Raw genomic sequence first — 22,944 nt, forward strand, 5'->3', positions numbered from 1 at the left:
GAAAAAATAGGTTCTCTGCAGGCCGCGGCTTACCAACCGCGCGCCTTGTCCCAGACAGCCTGCACGCCGCTGCCGGCGCCTTCCACCACGTGGTAGCGGTCGTAGGGCGCAGCCGTCATGCAGGCGTGGTGCGGCAGCACGCGCACGCGGGCGCCGACGGGCAGTGCGCGGAACATGGCTGATGCGTCGGCATCACCCTCGCAGGCGATGAGGCCGTGCTCCTGGTGCAACTCGGCCACGCACAGGCCGGGCATCGGCACGGTGCCATCGGCCTGGCACACCAGCCCGAAGCCCAGGCCGCTGCGGAACTCGGCCGCCGACTGGTCCTTCGACAGCGCGAGCGCGCCGGCGTCGATGAGCACGCGGCGCGAACGCGGGTTGTGGCCGATCACGGTGGCCAGCACCGACAGCGCGATGTCTTCCACGCCGCAGATGCCGCGCGCCACCTGGTCGAGGTCGAAGAAGGTGTAGACGCCGGGCCGCATCTCGGTGACGCCTTCGAGCGTCTGCGCGCACACGGCCGTGGGCGTGGAACCCACACTCACCACCTCGACCGGGATGCCGACCGCGCGCAGCCGCTCGGCCGCATGCACGGCGCCGGCACGCTCGGCATCGGCGATGGCGCGGATCGCGGTGCCGCCCCGCACGTGGTAGCTGTGGCCCGCATGCGTGAGCACGCCGGCCAGCGACAGCGATTCGCTGCGCTGCACCTCGCGTGCGAGCGGGAGCAGGTCGTCGTCGCGCGGGCCGACGCCGCCGCGGCCGCCGCCCGTGTCGATCTCGAGCAGCACGCGGAAGGTCGCGCCCAGCGTCCGCGCGCGCGAACCGGCGGCCTGCACGGCCTCGATGGAATCGGCCAGCAGCGTCACGCGCGCGCCGCTGGTGCGCTGGATGTCGTGCAGCGCATCGATCTTGTTTGCATCGATGCCCACGGCGTAGGTCAGGTCCGTGAAGCCGCGGCGCGCGAAGTAGGCGGCCTCGGCCACGGTCGACACCGTGAGCCCGCCGCCCTGCCCGCACGTGGCGCGCCGCGCCACCTCGGCCGACTTGGCCGTTTTCAGGTGCGGGCGCAGCGCCACGCCGTGGCGCGCCGCGCGCTGCGCCATCGCTTCGCAGTTGCGCTCGAGCACCGCGACGTCGAGCAGCAGCGCGGGCGTGGTGAGTTCGGCCAAGGGTGTCATCGGCCGGTCCCGGACGCGATCTGCGCCATCACGCCGTCGATTTCCTCGGCCACGCGCTGCACCAGCGGCGGCAGCAGCACCAGCGTCATGTGCGCGGCGCCGTCGATGCAGGCCAGGCGGTGTTGCGTCGACAGCGCCGCATTCGATTCCTGGAACTCGGGCCAGCGCTGTTGCACCGCCGCGATCGCGGGGTCGGCGCCGGCCGGCAGCGGCTGCTGCTTCGCCCACAGCACGGCGAGCGGGCGCGCACCGAAGTCGGGCGAGGCCGCAGCCTGGCGCGCGACGTGCGGCAGGCCGCGCACCTCGGCCAGCATGGTGTCGAGGGCCTCGGGCGTGTAGGTCGCCTTCAACTGGCGCAGCACCTGCGGCATGTCGGCGAACAGCGCCTCGATGGGCGCCTGCTCCGGCGGCGGCGGGCCGCCGGCCTGGAAGTTCGCGCGCTTCTCGCGCTCGGCCGCGAACTGCGATTCGGGCGGGTGCTCGTACATCGCAAACTGATCGGGGTGGCTCGCATCGAGCATCACAATGCCGGCCACCTGTTGCGGGTACAGGCCCGTGTAGACCCGGTTCAGCAGGCCGCCGAGCGAATGGCCGACCAGCACGATCGGGCCCGTCACGCCGGCAGCGGCGAGCAGCGCATGCAGGCGGTGCGCATTGCGCTCGCCATCGAAAGGCGCGTCGTCGGCCTCGCTCCAGCCCATGCCGGCGCGGTCGTAGCTGATCACCGGGTGCTTCGCGGCCAGCGCCTGCTGCAGCCGCGCGTAGGTCGTCGAGGCACAGCCACCACCGGCTTCGATCACGAGCGTGGGCTGCGCCGCACTGGCGGGCATGGGGCCGCTGCGCTGCAGGTGCATGGCGCGGCCGTCGATGGTGTAGAGCTCGCCGGGCGCGGCCATGTGGTACGGGCGGCCGGGCTGCTCCACGCGCGGCCAGTAGTCGAGGTCGCGCACGCGGTACGGCAGGTTGGCGAAGTCGGTGCTCAGCGAGGCCGGCGTCGACACATACAGCACCAATTTCGCGAGGGGGCCGAACTCCGCGTGGAAGTGCTGCGCCGACTTCACGATGACCAGCTTCTTGGCCGCGAGGTCAATGCCCAGGCCCGTGAAGAGGTCGGCGCCGATGACCTGGTTGCGCTTGCTGATGAGCACGATGTCCACGCCGTCCGCCGCCTGCACCCACACGCACGGGCCCATGGGCGTGCGCACGCCCGAGAGGCCGCCCTGCGAATGCGCCTCCACCACGTTCATCACGGTCACGTGCAGGTCGATCGGGTCGCCCGAGGCCGGGCCGCACTTGCCGCCCAGGCGCAGCTCGAAGCTCGCGCCCACGCCTGCGTCGCGGCACAGCTGCACCGCGCCCAGGTCCCAGACGCCGCCGAAGGCCACGTCGCCGATGCCGCGCTCGACCACCGCGCGCAGCATGAAGGTGCTGTCGCTGGTGGCGCCGCCGCCGGGGTTGTCGGCGGTGTCGGCAATGACCACGGGGCCGTCCGGCGTGGCCATGGCCCTGGCGAGCGTCTCCTCGATCGAGAGCGAGGGCACGCCGGTCTCGTGGCGCAGGTCCCAGAAGGCGCGGCCCAGCTCTTCGGCGAGCCTGGCGGCCAGCGCGGGATCGTTGTCGGTCACCACCCAGAGCTTGGCGCCCGACTCGGGCACGTCGGCCCACGGGAAGCCATGGCCCAGCGACACCGAGAGCACGCCCGGCAGTTGCTCGGCCGCCTGCATGCGGCGCACGAAGCCGGCCATCGGTTCGCGCGTGGTGTGCCACTTGCCGACCATGCGGCAGTCGTGCACGGCGGTCACGGGACGCACGCGGCCTTCTGCGGTGTCGACCACGATGCGGACCAGTTCGGTCAGGCGTTCGAACGCGTCGGTGTGCGGATATTCCTTGTAGCAAATGATCGCGTCCGCTTCATTCAGCATCTTCTGCGTGAAGTGGCAGTGCAGGTCGAGCGACACGCCGATGGGCACGCTGGGCCCGACGATGTCGCGCACGCGCGAGATCACGTCGCCTTCGCAGTCGTCATAGCCGTCGGCCACCATCGCGCCGTGCAGCACGAGGATCACGCCGTCGACCGGGCCGGCCTTGCGCAGGTCGTCCAGGATCTCGTCGCGCAGACGCTCGTACACGCTGCGCACGGTACGCCCCAGCGGCTGCGCAAAGGCCAGCAGGCTCTCGACCGTCTCGTGGCCTTCGGCGGCCAGTTGCCTGCGCACCTCCACCGCGTACATACCGTAGCCGGCCGCATCGCGCGTGCTGGCGTCGCCGCGGAAGATGCCGTATTCCTCGTAGCTGCCGAGGCCGGTGGGGGCCGAGACGAAGGTGTTGGTCTCGGTGGCGAACAGGGTGGTGAAGAACTTCATGCGCGGGGCTCCTGGCGGGCAAGGTGGATGTTTCTCGAGCGCGTCGTGGCGAACAGCAGTCCCACGACCCGTCCGCCCTTGCGCTCCACGTTGAGAACCGATTTGCCCAACTGGGACAGCACCGGATCGACCGAGGCGAGCGTCATCACGTCGGCCGACAGCGGCGTCAGCACGCACACGTGCTGGCCGTGGCGGCCCTGCACGGTGAGCAGCAGCTTGCCGTCGACCAAAGCCATCTGTGCGGTGGCGTCGAGGTCGGGGCTGGTGTAGTCGCCGCACAGCTGGCCGGCCAGCGACACGGCATCGGGCGCGGTCTCGGGCAGGCGCTCGAAGCGGCGCGGCTGGCCGCCTTCGTGCAGCACGAGTGCGTCGGGTGCGCGTTGCGGGTCGATGTCGCCGGCGTCGAGCACGAGGTCGTTCGTCGGCAGGTCCTGCAGGCCCAGCCACAGCTTGCCGTCGCCCTGGTTCAAGGGCTTGGCCTCGCCGGCCTGCCACGACATCGCCAGCTTGCCGGCGACGTCCGCAAAGCCCAGCAAGCTGCCCGTGGAGGGTGCGTGGTAGCGCTGGCCGGGCAGCGCCGGGAAGGCGCTGGCCAGCGGGCGCACGTCGGGCGGCGCGAGCGCATCGCCGAGCAGCAGCTCGATCACCTTGAGGGCCAACGCCGACGGCGACACGGGCGCGCCGTTCACCATGGCGATGATGTCCAGCCCGTGGCTGGGCACGCTGATCATCTGCGACTGCGCGCCGAGCACGGCGCCCGCGTGGTGGACGATCTCGACGCCGCGGTACGGGTGGCGCGCCAGCCCGAAGCCGTAGTTCACCTGGGAGCCCGACGACAGCGTGGTGGGCGCCGACAGCAGCGCCCAGCTCTTCGCGCTGCCCACGATCTTTTCGCTGCCGTGCATGTGCGCGAGCCAGCGCAGCATGTCGTCCGCCGTCGACACCAGCGAGCCGCCGCCGTCGAGTTCGCAGGGGTACAGGCCGCGCCGCCAGCCGCCGCCGGGCGCGGGCATGTACAGGCCGGCCATGCCGGGAACGATGTCGAGGTCGGTCTGCACCGATGAGGTGTCAGGCATGCCCAGCGGGCCGAAGAGACGCGCTTTCAAGAAGTTGTTGAAGCTCTGGCCGCTCACGCGCTCGACGATCTTCGCCAGCAGGAAGTAGCCGCCGTTGCTGTAGACCATGTGCGTGCCGGGCTCGAAGTTCAGCTCGCTCTGGCGCGCCATGGCCGGCAGGCCCGGGCCGGGCAGCGTGAAGGTGAGGCCGTGCGCAATGGCCCACAGCTCGTCATGGCCGCGCCAGCCGCTGGTGTGCGTGAGCAGGTGGCGCAGCGTGGGGCCGTTGGCGCTGAGCTGCGGCAGCTCGGGCAGGTATTTCTGCACCGGGTCTTCCACATCGAGCAGGCCGTCTTCGGCCAACAGCAGCACGGCCATCGCCGTGAAGTGCTTGCTGGTGGAGGCGATGCGCATGCGCGTGGTCGGCGTGAGGGCCATGCCCATCTCCAGGCTGGCCATGCCCACGGCGCGGCGGTACAGCAGGCGGCCGTGCTGTGCGATGCCCAGCACCAGGCCGGGCGCGTCGCTGCGGTTGAGGGGCGCCACCAGCGCGTCGATGGCGGCCAGTGCGGAAGCGGTGTCAGGAAGAGAAGCTAAAGGGTGTGGCTGTGACATGGAGGAACAACGAACGATGAAAGGGAGGAGCGGAATCTCGAAGCAGAAGGCTCAGTTCGGCTTCGCTTCGCGCATCAGGCGGACGAACGGGCCTTCGGTGGCGCGCAGCACCATGGCGCCCAGGCTGCCGCCGACCAGCGTGGTCGCGACGATGGACACCGCCAGGCCGTTGGGCATTGACTTGAGGGCGTCCGACAACATGCCGACCATCAGCGGCCCCACCACGCCGAAGGGCAGGCTGGCCAGCGTGAGCATGGCGATGGTGCGGGCACGCAGGTGCGGCGGTGCCGCGTCCTGCAGCACGTTGGGCAGCAGCACCGCGCTGCCGATGAGCGGCACCACCAGCAGCCCCAGCAGCATGAAGTTGTGGTTGGCCGAACTCGTGAAGAGCAGCAGCGTCGACATCAGCGCCGCCGAGAGGTTGCCCAGCATGATCAGGCGCAGCGCAGCGGCCGGCCCCATGCGCGGCTGCACGTAGCGCATCGACAGCACGCCCAGCAGGCCGCCGGCCACCGTGCCGCACAGGAAGGCCAGGCCCATGCCCTGCCCCATCTGCACCGGCGTGACGCCGTAGGTGCGCGCCGTGACGATCGGCAGCCAGGTGCCGAGCGAGCTCAGGCCCACGCTGGTCAGGCCCACGCCGACCACCAGGCCCGCGAAGGTGCGCCAGTGCAGGCGCAGGTGCTGGCGCAGGGTCGTGGTGGCCGACGCGTCGGCGCTCGGGGCGGCTGGTGCACCGGGCTTCGCTTGCTGCGCCCCGCCGCGCGAGGTGCGCCGGATCGACAGCACCAGCAGCGTCACCGGAATGCCGGCGGAGGCCAGCACGAAGAAGGTCAGGCGCCAGGCTTCGAGCTGCCGCATCGCGACCGGCAGCCAGGGCCGCAGGTCGTCGGTCAGGTGCACGATGGTGCCGCCGAGCAGCGCACCCAGCGCACTGCCGAAGATGGCCGACAGCGCGAACACCGCGTTGGCCAGCACCCGCTGCGCCCGCGGGAACAGGTCGGGGATCATGCTGTTGGTGATGGGCGTGAGGCCCGCCTCGCCCACGCCCAGGCCGACGGAGGCGACGAACAGCACGCCGTAGTCCATGGCCGTGCCGCGCATGGCGGTGGCCGCGCTCCACAGCACCACGCAGGCCGCGAGCACCACGCGCCGGTCGTAGCGGTCGCTGAGCCAGCCCAGCGGCAAGGTGGCGATACCGGTGAACAGCACGATGCCCGCGCCCTGCAGCAGCCCGATCTGCGTGTCGGAGAGCGACAGCGTCTGGCGGATCGGCTCCGTCAGCAGCGTGAGGATGACCTTGTCGATCGACCCCAGCACCGTCGCGATGATGAGCACCGCCAGCGCATACCAGGCGCTGGCCGGCGCCTTGCGGGTCGTTTCCAGGGCCGCAGGGGCGGCCGCATCCAGCGGCATCGATGCCGCGAACGGTGGGAGGCCCGACATGTCAGAACGGAACGTTGACGTTCACGCCGATGGTGCGCGCCGGCACGAGCGCCGCGGTCACCAGGTTCGGGTTGACGTTGAGGCCGGTTTCGATCGACACGATGCCGCGCTTGTTCGTCAGGTTCCGCACGTAGGCCGAGACGTTGAAGGTCTTGAAGTCGATGCCCGCCTGCAGGTCGACCAGCGTGTAGGCCGGCATGGTGATGCTCGGCAGGGTCGTGCTGCCGCGGTAGCCCGCATCGCGCTTGCCGGTGTAGCGCGCGCTGATGCCGACGTAAGCCGGGCGGTCGGCGAGGCTGAAGTTGCGCGTCACGCCCAGCGTGGCCGCAAAGCGCGGCGTGTGCGGCAGCCGCGTGCCGGCCTTGGCGTCCAGGCCCTTGGCGTCCTCGGTCAGGCGCGCATCGACGGCCGCGGCATTGGCGATGAAGCGCCACTCCTTGCTGGGCTTCCAGTTGAGCGTGAGCTCGCTGCCCTTGATGCGGGCCGCACCCGCGTTGGTGACGAACACGAAGGCGCCGCTGCGCGTGGGCTGCTGCACGCCGCTCCACTCGATGTCGTACAGCGCCGCTTCCAGCGACAGCGTGCGGTCCAGCAGGTCGGCCTTGTAGCCCAGCTCGTAGCTCCACAGCGAGTCGGAGTTGTACGACGGCTGCACGACGCGGCGGTCGGTGTCGGGCTTCAGCACGTTGGGACCGCCGGGGCGATAGCCGCTGGCCGCGCGGAAGTACATGGTGCTCGTCTCCGACAGCGTGTACTTGGCCGCGGCAAGGTAGGTGGTCGGGCTTTCCGAGGAGGTGCCGGCGGCATTGGCGGCGACCGAGCCGACGAGCTGGCCGGTCTGGCGGCTGTCGTACTTCTGGTTGTTGCGCGCCAGCCGCACGCCGCCGGTGAGCGAGAACGCGGGCGTCACGTTCCAGGTGACGTCGCCATAGGCCGCCTCTTCGCGGTAGCGCGAGGACTGCGTCGATGTCAGCAGGCCGAGGCTGCTCCGGCCCCCGATCAGGTTGGCGTCCATGGCGCCGTTGTTGCTGCCGCGTTCGCGGTTCAGGTACAGGCCCGCCAGCCACTCGATGGTGGTGCCCGAGCGCGAGGTCAGGCGGAACTCCTGGCTGACGCGGTGCTGTTCCACGGTGCTGTTGATCGGCACCGAGGCCACCGGCACGCGCAGCGCGGTCAGCAGCGGCCCGTAGCGGCCGGTGACGTCGACGGTGTTGTTGATCTTCACGTCCTGCGCGGAGGTGATCGAGTTGAGGCGAGCCCACCCGAAGTCGTACTCCACGTCCAGCCCGAACAGCTGGGTGAGGTTGCTGTACGACTCGCCGGCCGACAGCTGGCGCGTGCGCTCCCGGTTCCAGGGGCGCAGCGTGCGCTGGTCCATCTCTTCGAAACCCAGGCCCTTGCGATGCACGTCCTGCACCGTGCCCGTGAGGCGCACCGTGAGTTCGCGCGTGGGCGTGAGCAGCAGCGAGACCCGGCCGCCGTCGGTGTGGCCGCGGTCGACGTTGCGGCCGCGCGCCAGGCCCGTGGCGTCGTAGCTGCCGCCGACCTGGTCGGTGAAGGCGGCGAAGCGGATGGCCGCCACGTCTTCCTTGAGCGGCACGTTGAGCACCGCGCCGGTCGTGAAGCTCGGGCCGCCGCCCTGCGTCCACGACGTGCCGAACTTCACCGAGCCCGCGAACTCCATCGTGTCGGGCTGGTTGGTCACGTACTTGAGCACGCCGCTCATGGCGCCGGCGCCGTACAGCGTGCCCTGAGGGCCGCGCAGCACCTCGATGTGGCTCAGGTCGAGCATGCCCATGTCCAGCGGCGTGTTGCCGCCGTTCGCGCCGGCCGAGCTCAGGCCGGTCGCCACGTCGTCCACGTACACACCCACGGTCGCGATGCCCTGCACCGGGCCGGTGGTCAGCCCGCGCATGGTGAGCGTGCCGCCCACGCTGCCGCTGCTGGTGAGGTTCACGCCCGGTTGCTCGGCCACGTAGTCGGCGAGGCTCCTGGCGCCCGCGCGTTCCAGCGCCTGCGCCTTCATCACGTTGACCTGCATCGGAATCTCGCGCACCGGCTCGCGGCGACGCGTGGCCGTGATGGTGACGCTGTCGAGCGATTGCGGCATCTCGTCGACCTGCGTCTTCGCGGCGGCAGCGGTCGTGTAGATCACGATGGCGCCGTCGTCACCGCGGCGGGTGCGCAGCGACGTGCCTTCGAGCAGCTGCGCCAGCGCCTCCTGCGGCGAGAGCGCGCCCTTCACGCCGCGCGTGGACACGCCCTTCACGTCGTCGACCTTGTAGAGCAGCTGCACGCCGCCCTGCGCGATGTAGGCATCGAGCGCGGTCTTGAGATCGCCACCGCTCACATCGAACCCTTGAGGCGGGGCCTGCGTCTGCGCTTGCGCGGCCATTGCGCTCGACAGCGCCCACGCGCCGCCGATGACCCATGGGCGCAGGGCCCCGAACGTTCGCTTCTTCTTGGACGGCAGACCGGTGCGAGGCGCGATGCGATTCATGGTTGTCTTCTCCAACGTGGTTATTTGTTTGGGATACCCACTGAGACGAACGCACCGTCACATTCCGGTAATTTGTTAATTCGAAATTCTGATTTCGTTGCCCTGCTCATGCGCCGCAAGGCCGAAGCCCTGCTTGAGCAACGCCACGAAGCCGCTCATGTTGTTGGCATCGAAGCTGCCGCCGATGCGCACCTGCGCGATGGCCGGATCGGCGATCACGAGCTGGCGCGTGTTGTAGCGGTTGAACTGTGCGGCCGCATCGGCCAGCGTGGTCTGGTCGAACACCAGCTTGCCTTCGCGCCAGCTGAGTTCGTCGCCGACCTGCTTGGGCGCCTTCGAGATCACCAGCACGTTGTCCGCATGCGTGACGGCCGCCTGGTTGCGCGTGAGCACGGTGGGCTCGGCGCTCTTCGCGCCGGGCTGGGCCGATGCGATCTGCACGCGCCCTTCTTCCACCGTCACGTTCACCTGCTCGCCCTGGCGCCGCACGAGAAAGCGCGTGCCCAGCACGGTGATGCGGCGGTCGCCCGCGATGACGACGAAGGGGCGCTTCTTGTCGTGCGCGATGTCGAAGTAGGCCTCGCCCGCATCGAGCCAGACCTTGCGTCCGCTGTCGTTCACCGCGGTGCGCACCTGCGTGGCGGTGTTCAGCGTGAGCTTCGAGCCGTCGGCCAGCGCCACCGACTGGCGCGCGCCCACGGCAGTGGCGTACTGCTGCCCACGTTCTTCCTGCATGTACTGCCAGCCGAACCAAGCGGTGCCGGCTGCCGCCACCAGCACGCCGGCGGCGATGCGCTGCAGCGAGAAGCGCGGCAGGCGCGGGGCGGGCCGCACGGGCTGCAGCTTCGACTGCTGCTGCGGCGGCTGCGCGGGCGGCTCTGCCGTGGTCGACACCCCCGGCGTGCGCAGCGCGCCCAGCCGGTCACCGCGCTCCCAGGCACTGGACAGCCGCAGCCATGCCACGCGGTGGGCGATCGACGCGGCGATCCAGGCGTCCAGCTGCTGCTGGTCGGTGTCGGTCCATGCGCCGCTGTCGCGGCGGGCTAGCCAGTCGGCGGCCAGGGTTTCGATGCGCTGCACTTCGCTCATAGGTATACCTTCGTGCTCCGCACTGCGGTGCGAGCTTGCTTGGGGCGGCCCGGCGCGGCGCTCATGTGGAGAGCCTCCGCTCGTTCTGCGCTCGCCCGAAGGCCTTGGTGTCCAGTTGCACGCCGCCCGACAACAGCGCATCGGCCAGGGCGCGCACGCCGCGCGACACCTGCCGCTCGACCGTGTCCTCGGTGATGCCCAGCTGCGTGGCGACCTCGCGCTGCGAGAGCCCGTCGATCTTGCGCATCTCCACCACGCGGCGGCACTTGGACGGCAGCGCTTCGAGCGCCGATTGCAAGAGCCGCAGCTCGCCGCGGCCGGCGGCGTGGCGTTCGGGCGTGAGCTCGTCGGCCGAGAAATCGAGCGCGTCGAGGTCGGCAATGATCTCGATGGAGACGATCTGCGCGCGCCGGGCGCGGTCGATCAGCAGGTTGCGCGCGGTGGCAAAGACGAAGGGCTTGACCTGTTCGGGCATGGATCTGGAGGCGGATTCGTAGATGCGCACGTAAACGTCCTGCCGCAGGTCGGGCACTTCCGCGTCGTCGCGCCAGTTGCGGCGAAGGAAACGCGTGAGCGCGGCTTCCATCGGCAGCACCTCGCTGACGAACCAGGCGTCCAAGTCACTGAGAACCACTAAGCGCTCCTGGAAAGTGAAGGGCCGAAACAAAAGGACGGCAGCCGCCGGGATTGGCGACAGACAGTGAGACGAACGGCCCGAGGATTTCCGGTAACGCGCGAAGGCATGCCGGGCGAATCTGGCGAAATTCCTGCGAATTCCCGCGCCCGGCAGCACTCGCCGAAATTCTAGAAGGCCGGCCCGAGGGCTTTTCTGCCTTGCCCCGTTACCGGAAAGTGCGTTCGAACTCGTCTTACCGGGGCAGAAGAAAAACCAATTCGCGGAAAACAGAACGACATGATTCGAATCCGGAGGCAGCCCCCCACCCCCACCGTCTTCGCCCTCTTGAAACGCCCCCGCCTTGCCCTCGTTGCCGCAGCCTGCCTGCTCGCGGCGGGTCCGGCCTTCGCCCATGCCATGGAGTTCGATGTGAAGGGCGGCGAGCTGCGGCCCGCGCTCGATGCCTACATCGCGCAGTCGGGCGTGCAGCTCATCTACAAGGTGGAAGACGTCAAGGACGTCTCGACCCGGGGTCTCAAGGGAAAGATCGCCGCCGACGCGGCGCTGGACCGCCTGCTCGACGGCACCCGCCTGCGCGTGCGGCGTGGCCAGGACGGCGCGATGGTGCTCATCGCGCCAGCCCCGGCACGAACGCCTGCGGCTGCGCGGTCGGACGCACCTGTGCGCGTCGAGTAAGACGCGCCGGGCTCAGTCTCTATATCGGCATGCCTTCAGCTGAACGATGGGTACAAGGGGTCGCTCTCGGCCGCGACCCAAGCCACCATCGTCCGGCCAGGCCGCGATTCGTAACTCGCGATCCAGATCAGCGCGCGGGCGGCCAATGCGGCATGCGCTTCGACGGGCGTCTGTACCGGACCGGCATACACGAGCCGGCACAGGCAAGCCCTCCCCCAGTAAATGGCGGCGAAGTAGCTCATGCCTTTGGCGTAAGTCGGGCCCGCGAATATTCGCGTTTGCCACTGATTGCGGGAGGGCACTGCGCCGATCGCCGCAACCTCAAAACCAGTTTCAACTTCCAACGTGACCACCTTTTCAACTGCTCCGAGCGTCACGAATCCAGGCCAGGAGGTCTGTGCGCTCTCTCACATAGTGGGGCATGCGGGTGCTGCGTGCGAGACTTTCTCTCGGATGAGGGCAGAACTCATCTAAACCCCGGTGATTGCCAGGCGGCGGTTGCCGCGGCTATGTGCGATGTCGAACAGACAACGCCTGCCTGAACGGATAACGATGGGTAGTACGCCTTCCGAGCAGAAGGAAGGCGGCATTTCATTGAATGAGCCAGGCGAAAGCCATCGAGGTTTCGGAACATGCGCAACTTTCTCACCAACAACCAGGAGGAGCTGGTTTCACGGTGCAAGTCGAAGGTTGCATTGAGACCCCGGCGGGCCGCGACCGAACAGCAATTGGCAAACGGCATCCCGCTGTTCCTCGATCAGCTGATCAGAACCCTTGCGGCCGAGGAAGACAACAAACCCGCCGACAGCATCAGGATCTCGGGACCATCGGGCGGAGACTTGCCGGCCCTGTCGGAAATGGGAGTGACTGCCACAGCCCATGGCAAGGAGCTGTTGAAGCTGGGCTACACCGTGGACCAGGTCGTCCACGATTACGGCGACCTTTGCCAGGCGATCACGGATCTGGCCTTCGAACGCGATGCCCCGTTCGCCGTCGGAGAATTTCGGACATTGAACCGCTGCCTGGACAACGCAATTGCAGACGCGGTTACCGAGTTCAGCTCCCAACGAGACTCCCAGATCGCCCGCCAGCAAAACCTCGACGCCACCGAGCGTTTCGGCTTCCTGGTTCACGAGTTGCGCAACGCCCTGGGTACGGCAACCCTTGCGATCCACGCGCTCGAACTCGGCAACATGGCAGTGAGCGGTGCCACCGGCGCCGTCCTCAAGCGCAGCATGTCGGCAATGGGCACCTTGATCAGCCGGGCACTCGCCGAGGTGCGCAGCGGCATACCGGAGCAACGGCAAACCTTCTCCCTTGCCGCGTTCATCACGGAAGCCGAAACCTCGGCGCAACTGGTCGCAAACGCCGCTGGCTGCGTGCTCGAGGTGGCACCGGTCGATCCGCCGCTGGCCATTCGAGGAAACCGCGAATTGCTGCTTGCAGCGTTGGCCAACCTCCTGCAGAACGCATTCAAGTTCACGCATCCTTACACCGAGATTGCCTTGAAGGCCTATGCGCTCGATGAGCATGTCTTGATAGAAGTCGCAGATCACTGCGGAGGGCTTCCCCCGGGGAGCGCCACCAGAATGTTCGCCCCGTTCAATCAGCACAGCCACGACAAGTCGGGCCTTGGCCTGGGTCTTTCCATCGCGCGCCAAAGCATCGAGGCCGACTTCGGCACGCTGACTGTTCGAGACGTACCGGGCGTCGGGTGCGTTTTCACCATTTGCCTGCCGCGCAACACCCTGCAGTAACCGGAACTCCATCGTTCTCTGTCACCGAAGGACTCTCATGGACATTCAACTGCTGATGCGGATCGAACGCATGACACCCCCTCGATGGCTCACGCTGTCTGCGGATGTGGCCGCAGCGAAGCGGTTGGTTGCGAGCGGCATGATCGAAGTGGCTCTTGAAGTTCAATGCAAGGCGAAAGGATTCGCGCCGGAAGTTGCGCGCGTGGTCGCGATCACCAGCGACGGCGCGTCTGCGATTGCCACCGAAAAATCCCTCCACCGACGATAGCCACACACGAGGAAGGTCTGAACAAGCCACGCGCACCTGCGTGGCATCACGCTTGCGCCTGAGATGCCGATCGATTCAAGTCGGTTGCATCCATTCCATATTTCAACGATGATTGAATCATGGAAGAAAATGACGTTGTCCGCTCCCTTTTGGCTTTGGCGCAAGCCGTACGCCTGAGGGTTTTTCGTGCCTTGGTGGTGGCGGGCCCGGAGGGCATGACGCCTGGCGCGCTCACCGAAGCGTTGAGCGTGCCGGCGACGAGCCTTTCGTTCCACCTCAAGGAGCTCACCAACGCCGGCCTCGTCTCACAGGAGCGGCAAGGTCGCAACCTGATCTACCGCGCGTCGTTCAACCAGATGAACGGTCTCATGGCCTACCTCACCGAGAACTGCTGTCAAGGGCAGCCATGCGCTGTCGATGGCTCGACAGCCTGCGCCTGCTGACCGCACACGCAGCTCACCAGCTTTCCTGAACCCTGAACAACCGAACTGCGCATCGCGCAGGCGCGTCTGTGCGCGCCTTCTGCTCCCCTGGATCCACATGCTCACGGCCATCCTGATCTTTCTCTTCACGCTGGTGCTGGTCATCTGGCAGCCGCGTGGCCTCGGCATCGGCTGGAGTGCTTCGCTGGGGGCTGTCATCGCGCTGCTGCTCGGCGTGGTGCACCTCGCCGACATTGCGGTGGTCTGGGCCATCGTCTGGAACGCCACGGCCACCTTTGTGGCCGCGATCATCATCAGCCTGCTGCTCGACGAAGCAGGCTTCTTCGAGTGGGCTGCGCTGCACGTCGCCCGCTGGGGTGGCGGACGTGGGCGGATGCTGTTCGCGCTGATCGTCCTGTTGGGCGCTGCCGTCTCGGCCTTGTTTGCCAACGACGGCGCGGCGCTGATCCTCACGCCCATCGTGATGGCGATGCTGGTCGCGCTGGGCTTCTCGCCGGCCGCCACGCTCGCATTCGTGATGGCGGCAGGCTTCATCGCAGACACGGCCAGCCTGCCGCTGATCGTCTCGAATCTGGTCAACATCGTCTCGGCGGATTTCTTCAGGATCGGCTTCAACCGATACGCCTCGGTGATGGTCCCGGTGAACATCGCCGCCGTGCTGGCAAGCCTGGCGGTGCTGCTGCTGTATTTCCGCCGCAGCATTCCGGCCAGCTACGAAGCGGCGCAGCTCAAGGCGCCTGCCGAGGCCATCCGCGATCGCTCGACGTTCAACGCAGCCTGGGTTGTGCTGGTGCTGCTGCTCGTGGGCTTCTTCGGGCTGGAACCGCTCGGCGTGCCGGTGAGCGCGGTTGCCGCTGCAGGCGCACTGGTGCTCCTGGCGGTCGCCGGCCGCGGATCGGTGATCAGCACGAAGAAGGTGCTGCGCGGGGCGCCGTGGCAGATCGTCGTCTTTTCGCTGGGCATGTACCTCGTGGTCTACGGACTGCGCAACGCCGGCCTGACTGCCCACATCGCCGTGGTGCTCGATGCCTTGGCGCGAACGGGCATATGGGGCGCAGCGCTGGGCACCGGCTTCCTCACGGCTGCGCTGTCGTCCGTGATGAACAACATGCCCACCGTGCTGGTTGGCGCGCTGTCGATCGATGCATCTGGCGCCAGCGGCGTTGTGAAGGAGGCCATGGTGTACGCCAACGTGATCGGCTGCGACCTCGGCCCCAAGATCACGCCGATCGGCAGCCTGGCCACCTTGCTGTGGCTGCACGTCCTCGCGAAGAAAGGCACCACCATCGCCTGGGGCTGCTACTTCAAGGTGGGCATCGTCCTGACCATTCCCGTGCTGGCCGTCACGCTGGCCGCACTTGCCATCCGGCTGAGCTTCGGCTGACCCGCATTTCACCCCCCTATTCCCGAGGTCTTCATGAACGACATCACGATCTATCACAACCCCGCCTGCGGTACGTCACGCAACACGCTCGCGTTGATCCGCAACACCGGCGAAGAGCCCAACGTCATCGAGTACCTGAAGAACCCGCCGGACCGCGCGACCTTGCAGCGTCTCATCGCCGCGATGGGCATTCCGGTGCGCGAGGTGCTGCGCCAGAAGGGCACGCCCTATGACGAACTGGGCCTTGGTGACGCCAAGTGGACCGACGCGCAACTGATCGACTTCATGCGCCAGCACCCCATCCTTATCAACCGGCCCATCGTCCAGACGCCCTTGGGCACGCGGCTGTGTCGCCCTTCGGAGGTGGTGCTGGACATCCTGCCCCGGCCCCAGCGAGGCGCGTTCTCGAAGGAAGACGGCGAAGTCGTGATCGACGCCGGAGGTCAGCGTGTCCACAAGCTCTGACCTCCCCAACGTCGAGGTGGAGCACTTTCGCCAGCCTGACCTTCACCGCCTTTTCCCGTCGGAGCATTCGACGCATGCGCCAAGAATCCTGCTGCTGTACGGATCGCTGCGCGAGCGCTCCTTCAGCCGGCTGCTGACGCAGGAAGCTGCCCGCCTGCTCCAAGCCATGGGTGCTGAAGCTCGCGTCTTCGACCCCACTGGCTTGCCGCTTCCGGATGGCGCCCCCGAGGACCATCCCAAGGTGCAGGAACTGCGGGATCTCGCCCAGTGGTCAGAGGGCATGGTGTGGACCTCGCCGGAACGCCACGGCGCCATGACCGGCATCATGAAGGCGCAAATCGACTGGATCCCGCTGTCCGTTGGCTCGGTTCGCCCGACGCAGGGTAAGACCCTGGCGGTGATGGAGGTGTCGGGTGGCTCGCAGTCGTTCAACGCTGTGAACCAACTGCGCGTGCTGGGCCGTTGGATGCGCATGATCACCATCCCCAACCAGTCGTCCGTGGCCAAGGCTTTCATGGAGTTCGACGACGGCGGACGGATGAAGCCCTCACCCTGCTACGAGCGCGTGGTCGACGTGATGGAAGAACTGGTGAAATTCACACTGCTCACGCGCGACTGCGCAGGCTACCTGGTCGACCGCTACAGCGAGCGGCGCGAGACTGCCGAGATGTTGTCCAAGCGCGTGAACCTGCGCAGCATCTGATGCAACGCCGGACCGCGACGATAGTCACCCCATGTGTTTCCCAGGCGCTTGCCACTGACATTGCTGCGCTGGTGCTAGGGCTTGCCCTTGGCCAACTCTCGCTCCAGTGATTCGTTCACTTTCTTTAGCTTCTCGCTCGATGCACTGAGTTGCTTTTCGAGTTGACTCGTTCGCTCCACCGCTTGATCTGCATCGGATGAGATGACCTCCCTGGGGAGCTCGCTGTCTAGAACGGCGTGTACGACCGCGAGCTCGTCGGCAGCCTTCTCGACTGCTTGGGTCGCTTCCTTGTTTTCCTTCAACGCCTTGACCAGGCCAGTTGCATTTTCTGGGGCGGAGGGTCGCGTCTGCTTGGGCATGAGTTTCCTTGGATCGAGCACTTCCTTGATGCTATTCAAAAGCCGATGGACCGCCAAGCAAGTGGAGCTTTTGGCCTACATGCGTCGTGTGACTTGTCCGTATAAACAGTGACAGTTCGGTCTGCAACTCGACACAGCAAACATGGTGCTCCGACGCAATCGCTATGCCGCTCGCAACCATATTGATCGAAGACAGCAAGACCATCAGAGACAACTTGATTCCCGCGTTGGCAGAACTCGCTGATGTGGACGTGGTGGCCATCGCCGAAACGGCGAGCGAAGCTGTCTCCGTCCTCGAGAGTTTCGGGGATGGGTGGCACCTCGCTGTGGTGGATCTCTTCCTGCGTGAAGGAAGCGGTCTGACGGTGCTGCGCGCTTGCCAAGGGCGCATGCCGCACCAGCGGGTGGTCGTGTTGACGAACTATCCCACGGAGGAAATGCGGCGCCGGGCCCTGGAATTGGGCGCCGATGCCATTTTTGACAAGTCGAAAGAGCTCGACATGTTCTTTGAATGGTGCAGTGCACCGTGAGCTTTGGGCGAAGGCTACGGTACTGAAGCGATTTCAAGGGCCTGGCCTGTTGGACTGACAACCCGCACGTCTTTCGGATCGCAAGGCACGCCGCTTGGAAAACCATCAAATCGCACGCGGACGTGTGTGCTCGTCGCGCCCACAATGCACCCAAAGTGCGCATCAACATACACCCGGTCTCCTCTTCGCAGGGAAGTACCGTGGCTGGCGTTGAGTTTTTGGAACTGGTTGATGGGGTGATCCAGCTGTGGCTGTCACTACTCAACGCATCGCAGGCAAGGACGGTGGACGGAGCCTCCAGCGGTGGTACGCGGGGAGCGGGCGTCCGTAAAGTTCTTCGGTGCCTGCCCCCGTCCAAAAGGCGAGCGCGAAAAAAATCCGTCATTGACGGACGGGCATGAAAAAGCCCTCGCTGGGAGGGCTCTTTTCGTCTGACGTGGCGCGCTGGTTCAGCGAACCCAGTGGCAGGCGCGGTGGTGATGGCGGGCATCCCACTTGCACACCTTGTGCGCCTTGTGTGGTGCGGCCGAAGCGATCGTCGGTGCAAATGCCGCCAGGGTGGCGAAGGCAACGACGCTGGAGAGAAGGAGCTGCTTGATTTTCATGTGATTCTTTCTAAGCGATGGCATCAAAGGATGCGTCGCGCGAACGACGCACTCTGGATAACGTTCGACTCTGGTTTTCAGACGACGCGTTGAAAGCTGGCCAGCGCTTGGCGGTTCAAGACGTGAACTGCTGCATACGCGCTACTAAGGGTGCCCGGCTTCTCTCCCAAGGCCTTGGTCTGCAGCGTGCGGAAGGGACGAGGCGAACGAACCGCCTCGTCCTCCGCCTATTCTTTATCCGTTCACGCCAAACTCGAACCTGCGCGCGAAGCTGCCGGCTCAGACGCGCTGGCTTTCGCCGAGAGCTCTGCCGTGAAGGCAGTACTGGCCGTCGTGCCCGCCTCCAGCGAACACCACGCCGCCGAGGCTTTGCCTAGCTCGAGCGAACACCATGCTGCTGTCGCTTTGCCTGCCTCGAGCGAACACCATGCCGCGGCGGGTTTGCCAGCCTCCAGCGAGCACCATGCAGCTGCCTCCTTGGCAGGCTTGTGTTGGAGCACAGGCGTCGCCTCGCCGAATTCCTTGGCAGACAAGCGCTGCATCTCCAAGAAGGCTGCTTGCAGCGCCTTCGCGTCTTCCTCGCCGCGCAGGCCGAGGTACGGGAAGTGGTGCAAAAAATGGCCGAAAGTGGTTTCGCAATCAGCAGCGTATTTTCTCGTGTCAAGGATGTGCATGTGCCAGAAGCGGTCGACGTCCTGCTCGGGAGCGAGCGTCAGATCGGGGTGCTTGGCGTGCAGTATCAAGTAGCGCTTGTAGGCCACCTCCATCTGGTCTGCGTAGCCTGCCGACCAGCCGTAGCCATCCTCTTTGCGGCAAGCCTTGAACTTGATCGGCGTGAGGTCGAGCGCCTCGATTGCGGCGATCGTCTGCTCCTGTGTCTTGCACTGGGGGGAATGAATCATGAATGCTCCTGTGAAGTTGCTTGAGGATCCGAGCGAACGCGCCCGGCGACGATTGCTTCGAAGTTTCAGCCGTCAGGCCGCCACCGATGGAGCAAATTGGTTGGGGAGGTGATGCGCCATGAAATTGCGCGCCTCGTCGGCAGACACGGGCTTGCACAGCCAATAGCCCTGGACCTCGTCGCAACCGCGGCTGCGCAAGTAATCAAGCTGGGCTGTGGTCTCGACACCCTCGGCCACCACCTTCATTCGCAACCCGTGGGCCAGGGTGATGATGCCGTCGACGAGTGCTCGCGCATCGGCGTCCTGCGAAAGATCGTTGACGAAGGAACGGTCGATCTTGATCGTCGACAGCGGGAAGTGCTTCAAGTAAGAGAGCGAGGAATAGCCCGTTCCGAAATCGTCGAGGGCGAGTCCGACACCCATGTCTCGAATCATCCAGAGCAACTTCGCCGCATGCTCGGGGTCCGCCATCACCGCGCCTTCGGTGATTTCCAACTCCAGCAGCGACGGCTCCATGCCAGAGGCTTCCAGGACGGCCCGTATGTCTGCGATGAGCGTGCGGCTTTCGAATTGGCGCGGCGACAGATTGACGCTCACCAACACTTCCGGCAACCCGTATTTCTGCCACGAACGCGAATCGGCACAGGCCCTCTCCAGCGCCCACTTGCCCATGGACACGATCAAACCGATCTCTTCGGCAATCGGAATGAACTGCACCGGCGGAATCATGCCCAGAACCGGATGGTGCCAGCGCATCAGCGCCTCGACACCGACGATGCGCTGGGTCTGCAGGTTCATCTTCGGCTGGTAGTGCATCTCCAGCTCCCCACGTTCCAAGGCATGGCGCAGCGCACCTTCCAACATCAGCTGCTCGGCACTCTGCGCATTCATCTTCGCCGCGTAGAACCGGTAGGTGTTGCGGCCTCTTTCCTTGGCGCGGTACATCGCCGTATCGGCATTTTTCAAGAGCGCTTCGGCATCGCCGCCGTTCTCCGGATAGACGCTCACGCCGACGCTGGCGCTGACGTGCAGTTCGCGCCCCTCGATGACGAAAGGCTCGGCGCAACAAGCCAGCACCTTTTCGGCGAGCACCACGGCATCGTTCGGGCTGGACAGGTCCTCCAGCAGCAGCACGAACTCATCGCCGCCAAAACGCGCCACGACATCGGCATCGCGCAGCAGCGCCGTGAGGCGCTCGCCGCAGAGCTTGATCATCTCGTCGCCCACACCGTGGCCCAGCGTATCGTTGATGTGCTTGAAGCGATCCAGATCGACGAACATCACCGCGAACTGCCTCTGATGGCGGTCGCTGCGCCTGATGGCAAGGGCAAGCGCCTGTTGCAGCGCGGCGCGATTGAGCAACCCGGTCAATTCGTCGTGGCTGGCCATGAAACGAAGACTCCCCTCGGCCAGCTTGCGTTGCTCGTACTGGGCGATCTGCAAGGCGATCACACGCAGCGACTCCAGGGTCTCTGCGTCGACAACGTACGGATTGGAGCCGAAAAATTCCAGGGCCGTGGGCGCAACGGTGGCGACCATCGGCACGATGAGGCCGACGGTCAGCCCGGCCTGGCGGGCCATCGCTTCGCGCGCGAAATGGCTCGGAGCCGCCAGCGTGTCGATTCGCACGACGCTGCCGATCCCCCAGGCGTGGCCCAGCGAACCTTCGCCAGACCGGTAGGCGAGCGACCGGCTGACATCGACGAATTGCCGCACCGCCGGATCGTTGTCGGCATGCCAGGCCACGGTGCAGCGAGCCAGGCCGTCGTCGCCGACGCTCCACAACGCGCCGCAGTCCCAGCGCAGGTCGGTGCATACCGCCTCGAGCGCCAGCGCAATCACCGTCTCGGCCCTGCCGTCGCCGGCAAGCAGCCGAGCGATCTTGTACTCGAGCTTCTGGCGCAACGCATCCTTGCGCGGCCGTGTGGCGTCGCGCACGGTGCCGCGCACCCATCTCTTTCCTTCGTCTTCGGCCGACTGCGCGATGACGTGGAGCCAGCGTTCCGTGCCATCAGGCAGGCACAGGCGGTGCTCGAATTCGCTGCGTTCCGTGGACTGGGAGACCCGTGCGATCTGCTGTTCGATCGCAGGACGTTCTGCGGCCGGAACACGCAGGAGCAGCGTGGGCAGGTCCGGCAGCAAGAGTCCGGTCTCGAGGCCCATGATGCGCCGAGCTTCTTCGGAGCATTGCAAGGCGCCGGTTTCGAGATCGAGGATCCAGCTCCCCAGGCTTGCCAAGTGCTGGGCCTCCTCCAACTGCCGTTCGCTGGTGCGCAGGTGGCTGGTCATCTCGATCGCCAGGACCTGGGCTCGGCTGCGTGAGGTGGTCAACGAAAAGACGATGCCGGCAAGCAGCATGCTGGTGGCCAGGCCACCGAGGACGACGAACCACGGGATGGCCTTGTCAAGCGGGCCGAAGACCTGGTTTTCGTCTTGACCGACTTCCACAAGCCAAGAGTGGCCGCCCAACTCGAAGCCGAGCATGCGCTCGAGGCTGCGCGCCGTTGCAGCAGCGGGCTTCGCTGCGGCCGCACTGTCGAACAGCAATTGCCGCTCGCCGAACGAGGTCGGCGTTACAAACCTGGTCTCGACGCGTGTCCCGATCACCCCCTGACCCGGCCCGGCATCGATCAAGCGCAACCGGAACGTCCTCGCGGTTTCGGCCCCCACCACATCGCTCAACATCCCTGCGACGCTGAAGCCCGCGCCAACCGAACCGATATAGGCACTACGCCGCTGCTCGAGCGTGTCGAGCGGCTGTCCTGGGCGATAGACCGGCAGCCGCATCGCCAATCCAATGTCGGACTCGCGACCTGCGATGCGGACCTTGCGGCCGGATGTGACGAGCCCGCCGGTGTCGCGCCCCTGCTCGAGCGCGTCTCCTCTGTCGGGCATCGCGCCCAGGTCATTGCCCAGCAGCCTCTCGTTGCCGGCCTGCGGTTCGACGTAGATCAGCGGGTAGTACGTGTCCCGCTCACCGGGCGGCTTGATGGCGAAGCCGGAGGCAACGCCAGCGTCGAGGCTGGCATCACCGCGGACCTGCGCCTCGAAGGCCTGCTTGTCGTTGGCCGCAATCCGGGGCGCATAGCTGACGGCCTGGAAACCGGGATAGGCGCTCGCCAGGTTCAGCCCTGCAACGTAGTCCCTGAAATCGCTTCGCGTCACGGTCTCGGATGCGTTGAATCGCGCACGCAGGCCGACCAGGACGGCGGTGTAGTCGTCGAAGCGGGCTTCGACCTTGCGTGCCAGATCGAACGCGGTTGCGTCGAAGCGCGCTTGGGCACCGCGCCTGATCTCCTGGTGGGCCGAAACGCTGAGGGCGATCGATAGCGCAGTGCCGACCACGAAAATTACCAGCGGCAAGCGAATCCTGACCCAGACGGACAATGACATCGGATTTGAAGATCCCATCGCTGGGACAGGCCGGTTAGCTCTGTGTGCAGCAGTGCGGCACGGCAGAGAACGCAGCATGTTGCATCGTTGGCGCAATGTATATAGGCGGTGCGAAAGCGTCACATGATTTGTCTCGGCGAGCGTCAGGACAGAGTTCGTACTCTTCACTCAAAATTAGAGTGCTTAAGTATTAATTTAAAAAGGCGTTGCATTCCAGGGAGGGAGACATGCGATTCCTCGTGCAGAGGATCGGGAACGATGCTGCGCGCCGCAGCACCGTGCGGTGTTGAGATGGATCAAGCGCGGGTCAAGCCTGTCGATGTACACAGGCTTGCCAATGGTTGATTTCCGCGCGTACATGGCCCACGTTTTCCGCCGACGCTTGATCCGTCCATATCCCAGAGCACGCACACCGGTCATGCATCGGCATACGGAGGCGGGCCAGCGCTCGATGGAAGATGGGGTCCAACGAACACGGAAATCCACATTTCCCTGGGGTGTACTCTAGGCCGTCACGGTCTTGTTCAGGAATCGCCCGCTTGCTTTGAGTGTGTTCACCGCCAGTCCGACCGCG

General features: G+C 66.2%; 20 protein-coding genes. 8 read left to right on the plus strand and 12 right to left on the minus strand.

Features of this window, described 5'->3' with window-relative positions:
* Nucleotides 1–29 precede the first annotated feature (29 nt).
* From GNX71_RS21050 to GNX71_RS21080, 7 genes are all read right to left on the minus strand, one after another.
* Entirely contained in the window at nucleotides 30–1,181 is a 1,152-nt protein-coding gene (locus GNX71_RS21050) for an alanine racemase (RefSeq protein ID WP_206174166.1), read from the minus strand.
* A complete protein-coding gene (locus tag GNX71_RS21055; protein WP_206174168.1) occupies nucleotides 1,178–3,544 on the minus strand; it encodes an alpha/beta fold hydrolase in 2,367 nt (788 codons plus the stop codon). The genes GNX71_RS21050 and GNX71_RS21055 overlap by 4 nt, the downstream gene beginning before the upstream one ends.
* Complete coding sequence (locus GNX71_RS21060; RefSeq protein ID WP_206174170.1) at nucleotides 3,541–5,214, minus strand: serine hydrolase domain-containing protein; 1,674 nt, start codon at nucleotides 5,212–5,214, stop codon at nucleotides 3,541–3,543. Before GNX71_RS21060 ends, GNX71_RS21055 begins: the two co-directional genes overlap by 4 nt.
* 51 nt (nucleotides 5,215–5,265) lie before the next feature.
* A complete protein-coding gene (locus tag GNX71_RS21065; RefSeq protein ID WP_206174172.1) occupies nucleotides 5,266–6,660 on the minus strand; it encodes an MFS transporter in 1,395 nt (464 codons plus the stop codon).
* 1 nt (nucleotide 6,661) lies between these two features.
* Nucleotides 6,662–9,160 carry a TonB-dependent receptor gene (locus tag GNX71_RS21070; protein WP_206174173.1) on the minus strand — a complete coding sequence of 833 codons (2,499 nt, stop codon included), beginning with the start codon at nucleotides 9,158–9,160 and terminating at the stop codon, nucleotides 6,662–6,664.
* 75 nt (nucleotides 9,161–9,235) lie between these two features.
* Complete coding sequence (locus GNX71_RS21075) at nucleotides 9,236–10,249, minus strand: FecR domain-containing protein (protein WP_206174175.1); 1,014 nt, start codon at nucleotides 10,247–10,249, stop codon at nucleotides 9,236–9,238.
* Nucleotides 10,250–10,310: 61 nt separating this feature from the next.
* Nucleotides 10,311–10,868 (minus strand): sigma-70 family RNA polymerase sigma factor, encoded by a 558-nt coding sequence (locus GNX71_RS21080; protein ID WP_241027006.1) that lies wholly within the window; start codon nucleotides 10,866–10,868, stop codon nucleotides 10,311–10,313.
* Between the two features lie 342 nt (nucleotides 10,869–11,210).
* On the opposite strand from GNX71_RS21080, the gene GNX71_RS21085 reads away from it, so the two are divergent.
* Nucleotides 11,211–11,561 (plus strand): STN domain-containing protein, encoded by a 351-nt coding sequence (locus GNX71_RS21085; RefSeq protein ID WP_206174177.1) that lies wholly within the window; start codon nucleotides 11,211–11,213, stop codon nucleotides 11,559–11,561.
* 35 nt (nucleotides 11,562–11,596) lie between these two features.
* On the opposite strand, the gene GNX71_RS21090 is transcribed toward GNX71_RS21085, so the two are convergent.
* Complete coding sequence (locus tag GNX71_RS21090; protein ID WP_206174178.1) at nucleotides 11,597–11,938, minus strand: hypothetical protein; 342 nt, start codon at nucleotides 11,936–11,938, stop codon at nucleotides 11,597–11,599.
* Nucleotides 11,939–12,193: 255 nt separating this feature from the next.
* On the opposite strand from GNX71_RS21090, the gene GNX71_RS21095 reads away from it, so the two are divergent.
* The 6 genes from GNX71_RS21095 to arsH all read left to right on the plus strand — a co-directional run bounded on the left by GNX71_RS21095 (nucleotide 12,194) and on the right by arsH (nucleotide 16,581).
* Complete coding sequence (locus tag GNX71_RS21095; RefSeq protein WP_206174180.1) at nucleotides 12,194–13,318, plus strand: HAMP domain-containing sensor histidine kinase; 1,125 nt, start codon at nucleotides 12,194–12,196, stop codon at nucleotides 13,316–13,318.
* Between the two features lie 37 nt (nucleotides 13,319–13,355).
* A complete protein-coding gene (locus GNX71_RS21100; RefSeq protein ID WP_206174182.1) occupies nucleotides 13,356–13,586 on the plus strand; it encodes a hypothetical protein in 231 nt (76 codons plus the stop codon).
* A gap of 119 nt (nucleotides 13,587–13,705) precedes the next feature.
* Nucleotides 13,706–14,029: a helix-turn-helix domain-containing protein gene (locus GNX71_RS21105; RefSeq protein WP_206174184.1), complete on the plus strand. Its 324-nt coding sequence runs from the start codon at nucleotides 13,706–13,708 to the stop codon at nucleotides 14,027–14,029.
* A 97-nt stretch (nucleotides 14,030–14,126) separates the two neighbouring features.
* Entirely contained in the window at nucleotides 14,127–15,413 is a 1,287-nt protein-coding gene (locus GNX71_RS21110; RefSeq protein WP_206174186.1) for an arsenic transporter, read from the plus strand.
* Nucleotides 15,414–15,446: 33 nt separating this feature from the next.
* Nucleotides 15,447–15,878, plus strand: coding sequence for an arsenate reductase (glutaredoxin) (gene arsC, locus GNX71_RS21115; RefSeq protein ID WP_206174187.1), 432 nt, complete (start codon nucleotides 15,447–15,449; stop codon nucleotides 15,876–15,878).
* On the plus strand, nucleotides 15,862–16,581 hold the full coding sequence (gene arsH / locus GNX71_RS21120) for an arsenical resistance protein ArsH (protein WP_241027007.1): 720 nt from the start codon (nucleotides 15,862–15,864) through the stop codon (nucleotides 16,579–16,581). The genes arsC and arsH overlap by 17 nt, the downstream gene beginning before the upstream one ends.
* A gap of 74 nt (nucleotides 16,582–16,655) precedes the next feature.
* On the opposite strand, the gene GNX71_RS21125 is transcribed toward arsH, so the two are convergent.
* Nucleotides 16,656–16,940: a hypothetical protein gene (locus GNX71_RS21125; protein ID WP_206174189.1), complete on the minus strand. Its 285-nt coding sequence runs from the start codon at nucleotides 16,938–16,940 to the stop codon at nucleotides 16,656–16,658.
* Nucleotides 16,941–17,104: 164 nt separating this feature from the next.
* Here GNX71_RS21125 and GNX71_RS21130 point away from each other — a divergent pair, with 164 nt between their 5' ends.
* Nucleotides 17,105–17,470, plus strand: coding sequence for a response regulator (locus GNX71_RS21130; RefSeq protein ID WP_206174190.1), 366 nt, complete (start codon nucleotides 17,105–17,107; stop codon nucleotides 17,468–17,470).
* 449 nt (nucleotides 17,471–17,919) lie between these two features.
* On the opposite strand, the gene GNX71_RS21135 is transcribed toward GNX71_RS21130, so the two are convergent.
* The 3 genes from GNX71_RS21135 to GNX71_RS21145 all read right to left on the minus strand — a co-directional run bounded on the left by GNX71_RS21135 (nucleotide 17,920) and on the right by GNX71_RS21145 (nucleotide 22,340).
* On the minus strand, nucleotides 17,920–18,075 hold the full coding sequence (locus GNX71_RS21135) for an HHHH-motif protein (RefSeq protein ID WP_206174192.1): 156 nt from the start codon (nucleotides 18,073–18,075) through the stop codon (nucleotides 17,920–17,922).
* Between the two features lie 242 nt (nucleotides 18,076–18,317).
* Nucleotides 18,318–18,977: a hypothetical protein gene (locus GNX71_RS21140; RefSeq protein ID WP_241027008.1), complete on the minus strand. Its 660-nt coding sequence runs from the start codon at nucleotides 18,975–18,977 to the stop codon at nucleotides 18,318–18,320.
* Between the two features lie 72 nt (nucleotides 18,978–19,049).
* Complete coding sequence (locus GNX71_RS21145) at nucleotides 19,050–22,340, minus strand: EAL domain-containing protein (RefSeq protein ID WP_241027009.1); 3,291 nt, start codon at nucleotides 22,338–22,340, stop codon at nucleotides 19,050–19,052.
* Nucleotides 22,341–22,944 lie beyond the last annotated feature (604 nt).

It is taken from the genome of Variovorax sp. RKNM96, from assembly GCF_017161115.1.
In the GTDB taxonomy this organism is placed as follows: Bacteria; Pseudomonadota; Gammaproteobacteria; order Burkholderiales; family Burkholderiaceae_C; genus Variovorax.

Coding starts and splice junctions, on each gene's coding strand:
- GNX71_RS21100 (WP_206174182.1), top strand. CDS start 13,356: ATGGACATTCAACTGCTGATGCGGATCGAACGCATGACACCCCCTCGA.
- GNX71_RS21075 (WP_206174175.1), bottom strand. CDS start 10,249: ATGAGCGAAGTGCAGCGCATCGAAACCCTGGCCGCCGACTGGCTAGCC.
- GNX71_RS21130 (WP_206174190.1), top strand. CDS start 17,105: ATGCCGCTCGCAACCATATTGATCGAAGACAGCAAGACCATCAGAGAC.
- GNX71_RS21110 (WP_206174186.1), top strand. CDS start 14,127: ATGCTCACGGCCATCCTGATCTTTCTCTTCACGCTGGTGCTGGTCATC.
- GNX71_RS21050 (WP_206174166.1), bottom strand. CDS start 1,181: ATGACACCCTTGGCCGAACTCACCACGCCCGCGCTGCTGCTCGACGTC.
- GNX71_RS21055 (WP_206174168.1), bottom strand. CDS start 3,544: ATGAAGTTCTTCACCACCCTGTTCGCCACCGAGACCAACACCTTCGTC.
- GNX71_RS21070 (WP_206174173.1), bottom strand. CDS start 9,160: ATGAATCGCATCGCGCCTCGCACCGGTCTGCCGTCCAAGAAGAAGCGA.
- GNX71_RS21095 (WP_206174180.1), top strand. CDS start 12,194: ATGCGCAACTTTCTCACCAACAACCAGGAGGAGCTGGTTTCACGGTGC.
- GNX71_RS21125 (WP_206174189.1), bottom strand. CDS start 16,940: ATGCCCAAGCAGACGCGACCCTCCGCCCCAGAAAATGCAACTGGCCTG.
- GNX71_RS21060 (WP_206174170.1), bottom strand. CDS start 5,214: ATGTCACAGCCACACCCTTTAGCTTCTCTTCCTGACACCGCTTCCGCA.
- GNX71_RS21065 (WP_206174172.1), bottom strand. CDS start 6,660: ATGTCGGGCCTCCCACCGTTCGCGGCATCGATGCCGCTGGATGCGGCC.
- arsC (WP_206174187.1), top strand. CDS start 15,447: ATGAACGACATCACGATCTATCACAACCCCGCCTGCGGTACGTCACGC.
- GNX71_RS21140 (WP_241027008.1), bottom strand. CDS start 18,977: ATGATTCATTCCCCCCAGTGCAAGACACAGGAGCAGACGATCGCCGCA.
- GNX71_RS21105 (WP_206174184.1), top strand. CDS start 13,706: ATGGAAGAAAATGACGTTGTCCGCTCCCTTTTGGCTTTGGCGCAAGCC.
- GNX71_RS21135 (WP_206174192.1), bottom strand. CDS start 18,075: ATGAAAATCAAGCAGCTCCTTCTCTCCAGCGTCGTTGCCTTCGCCACC.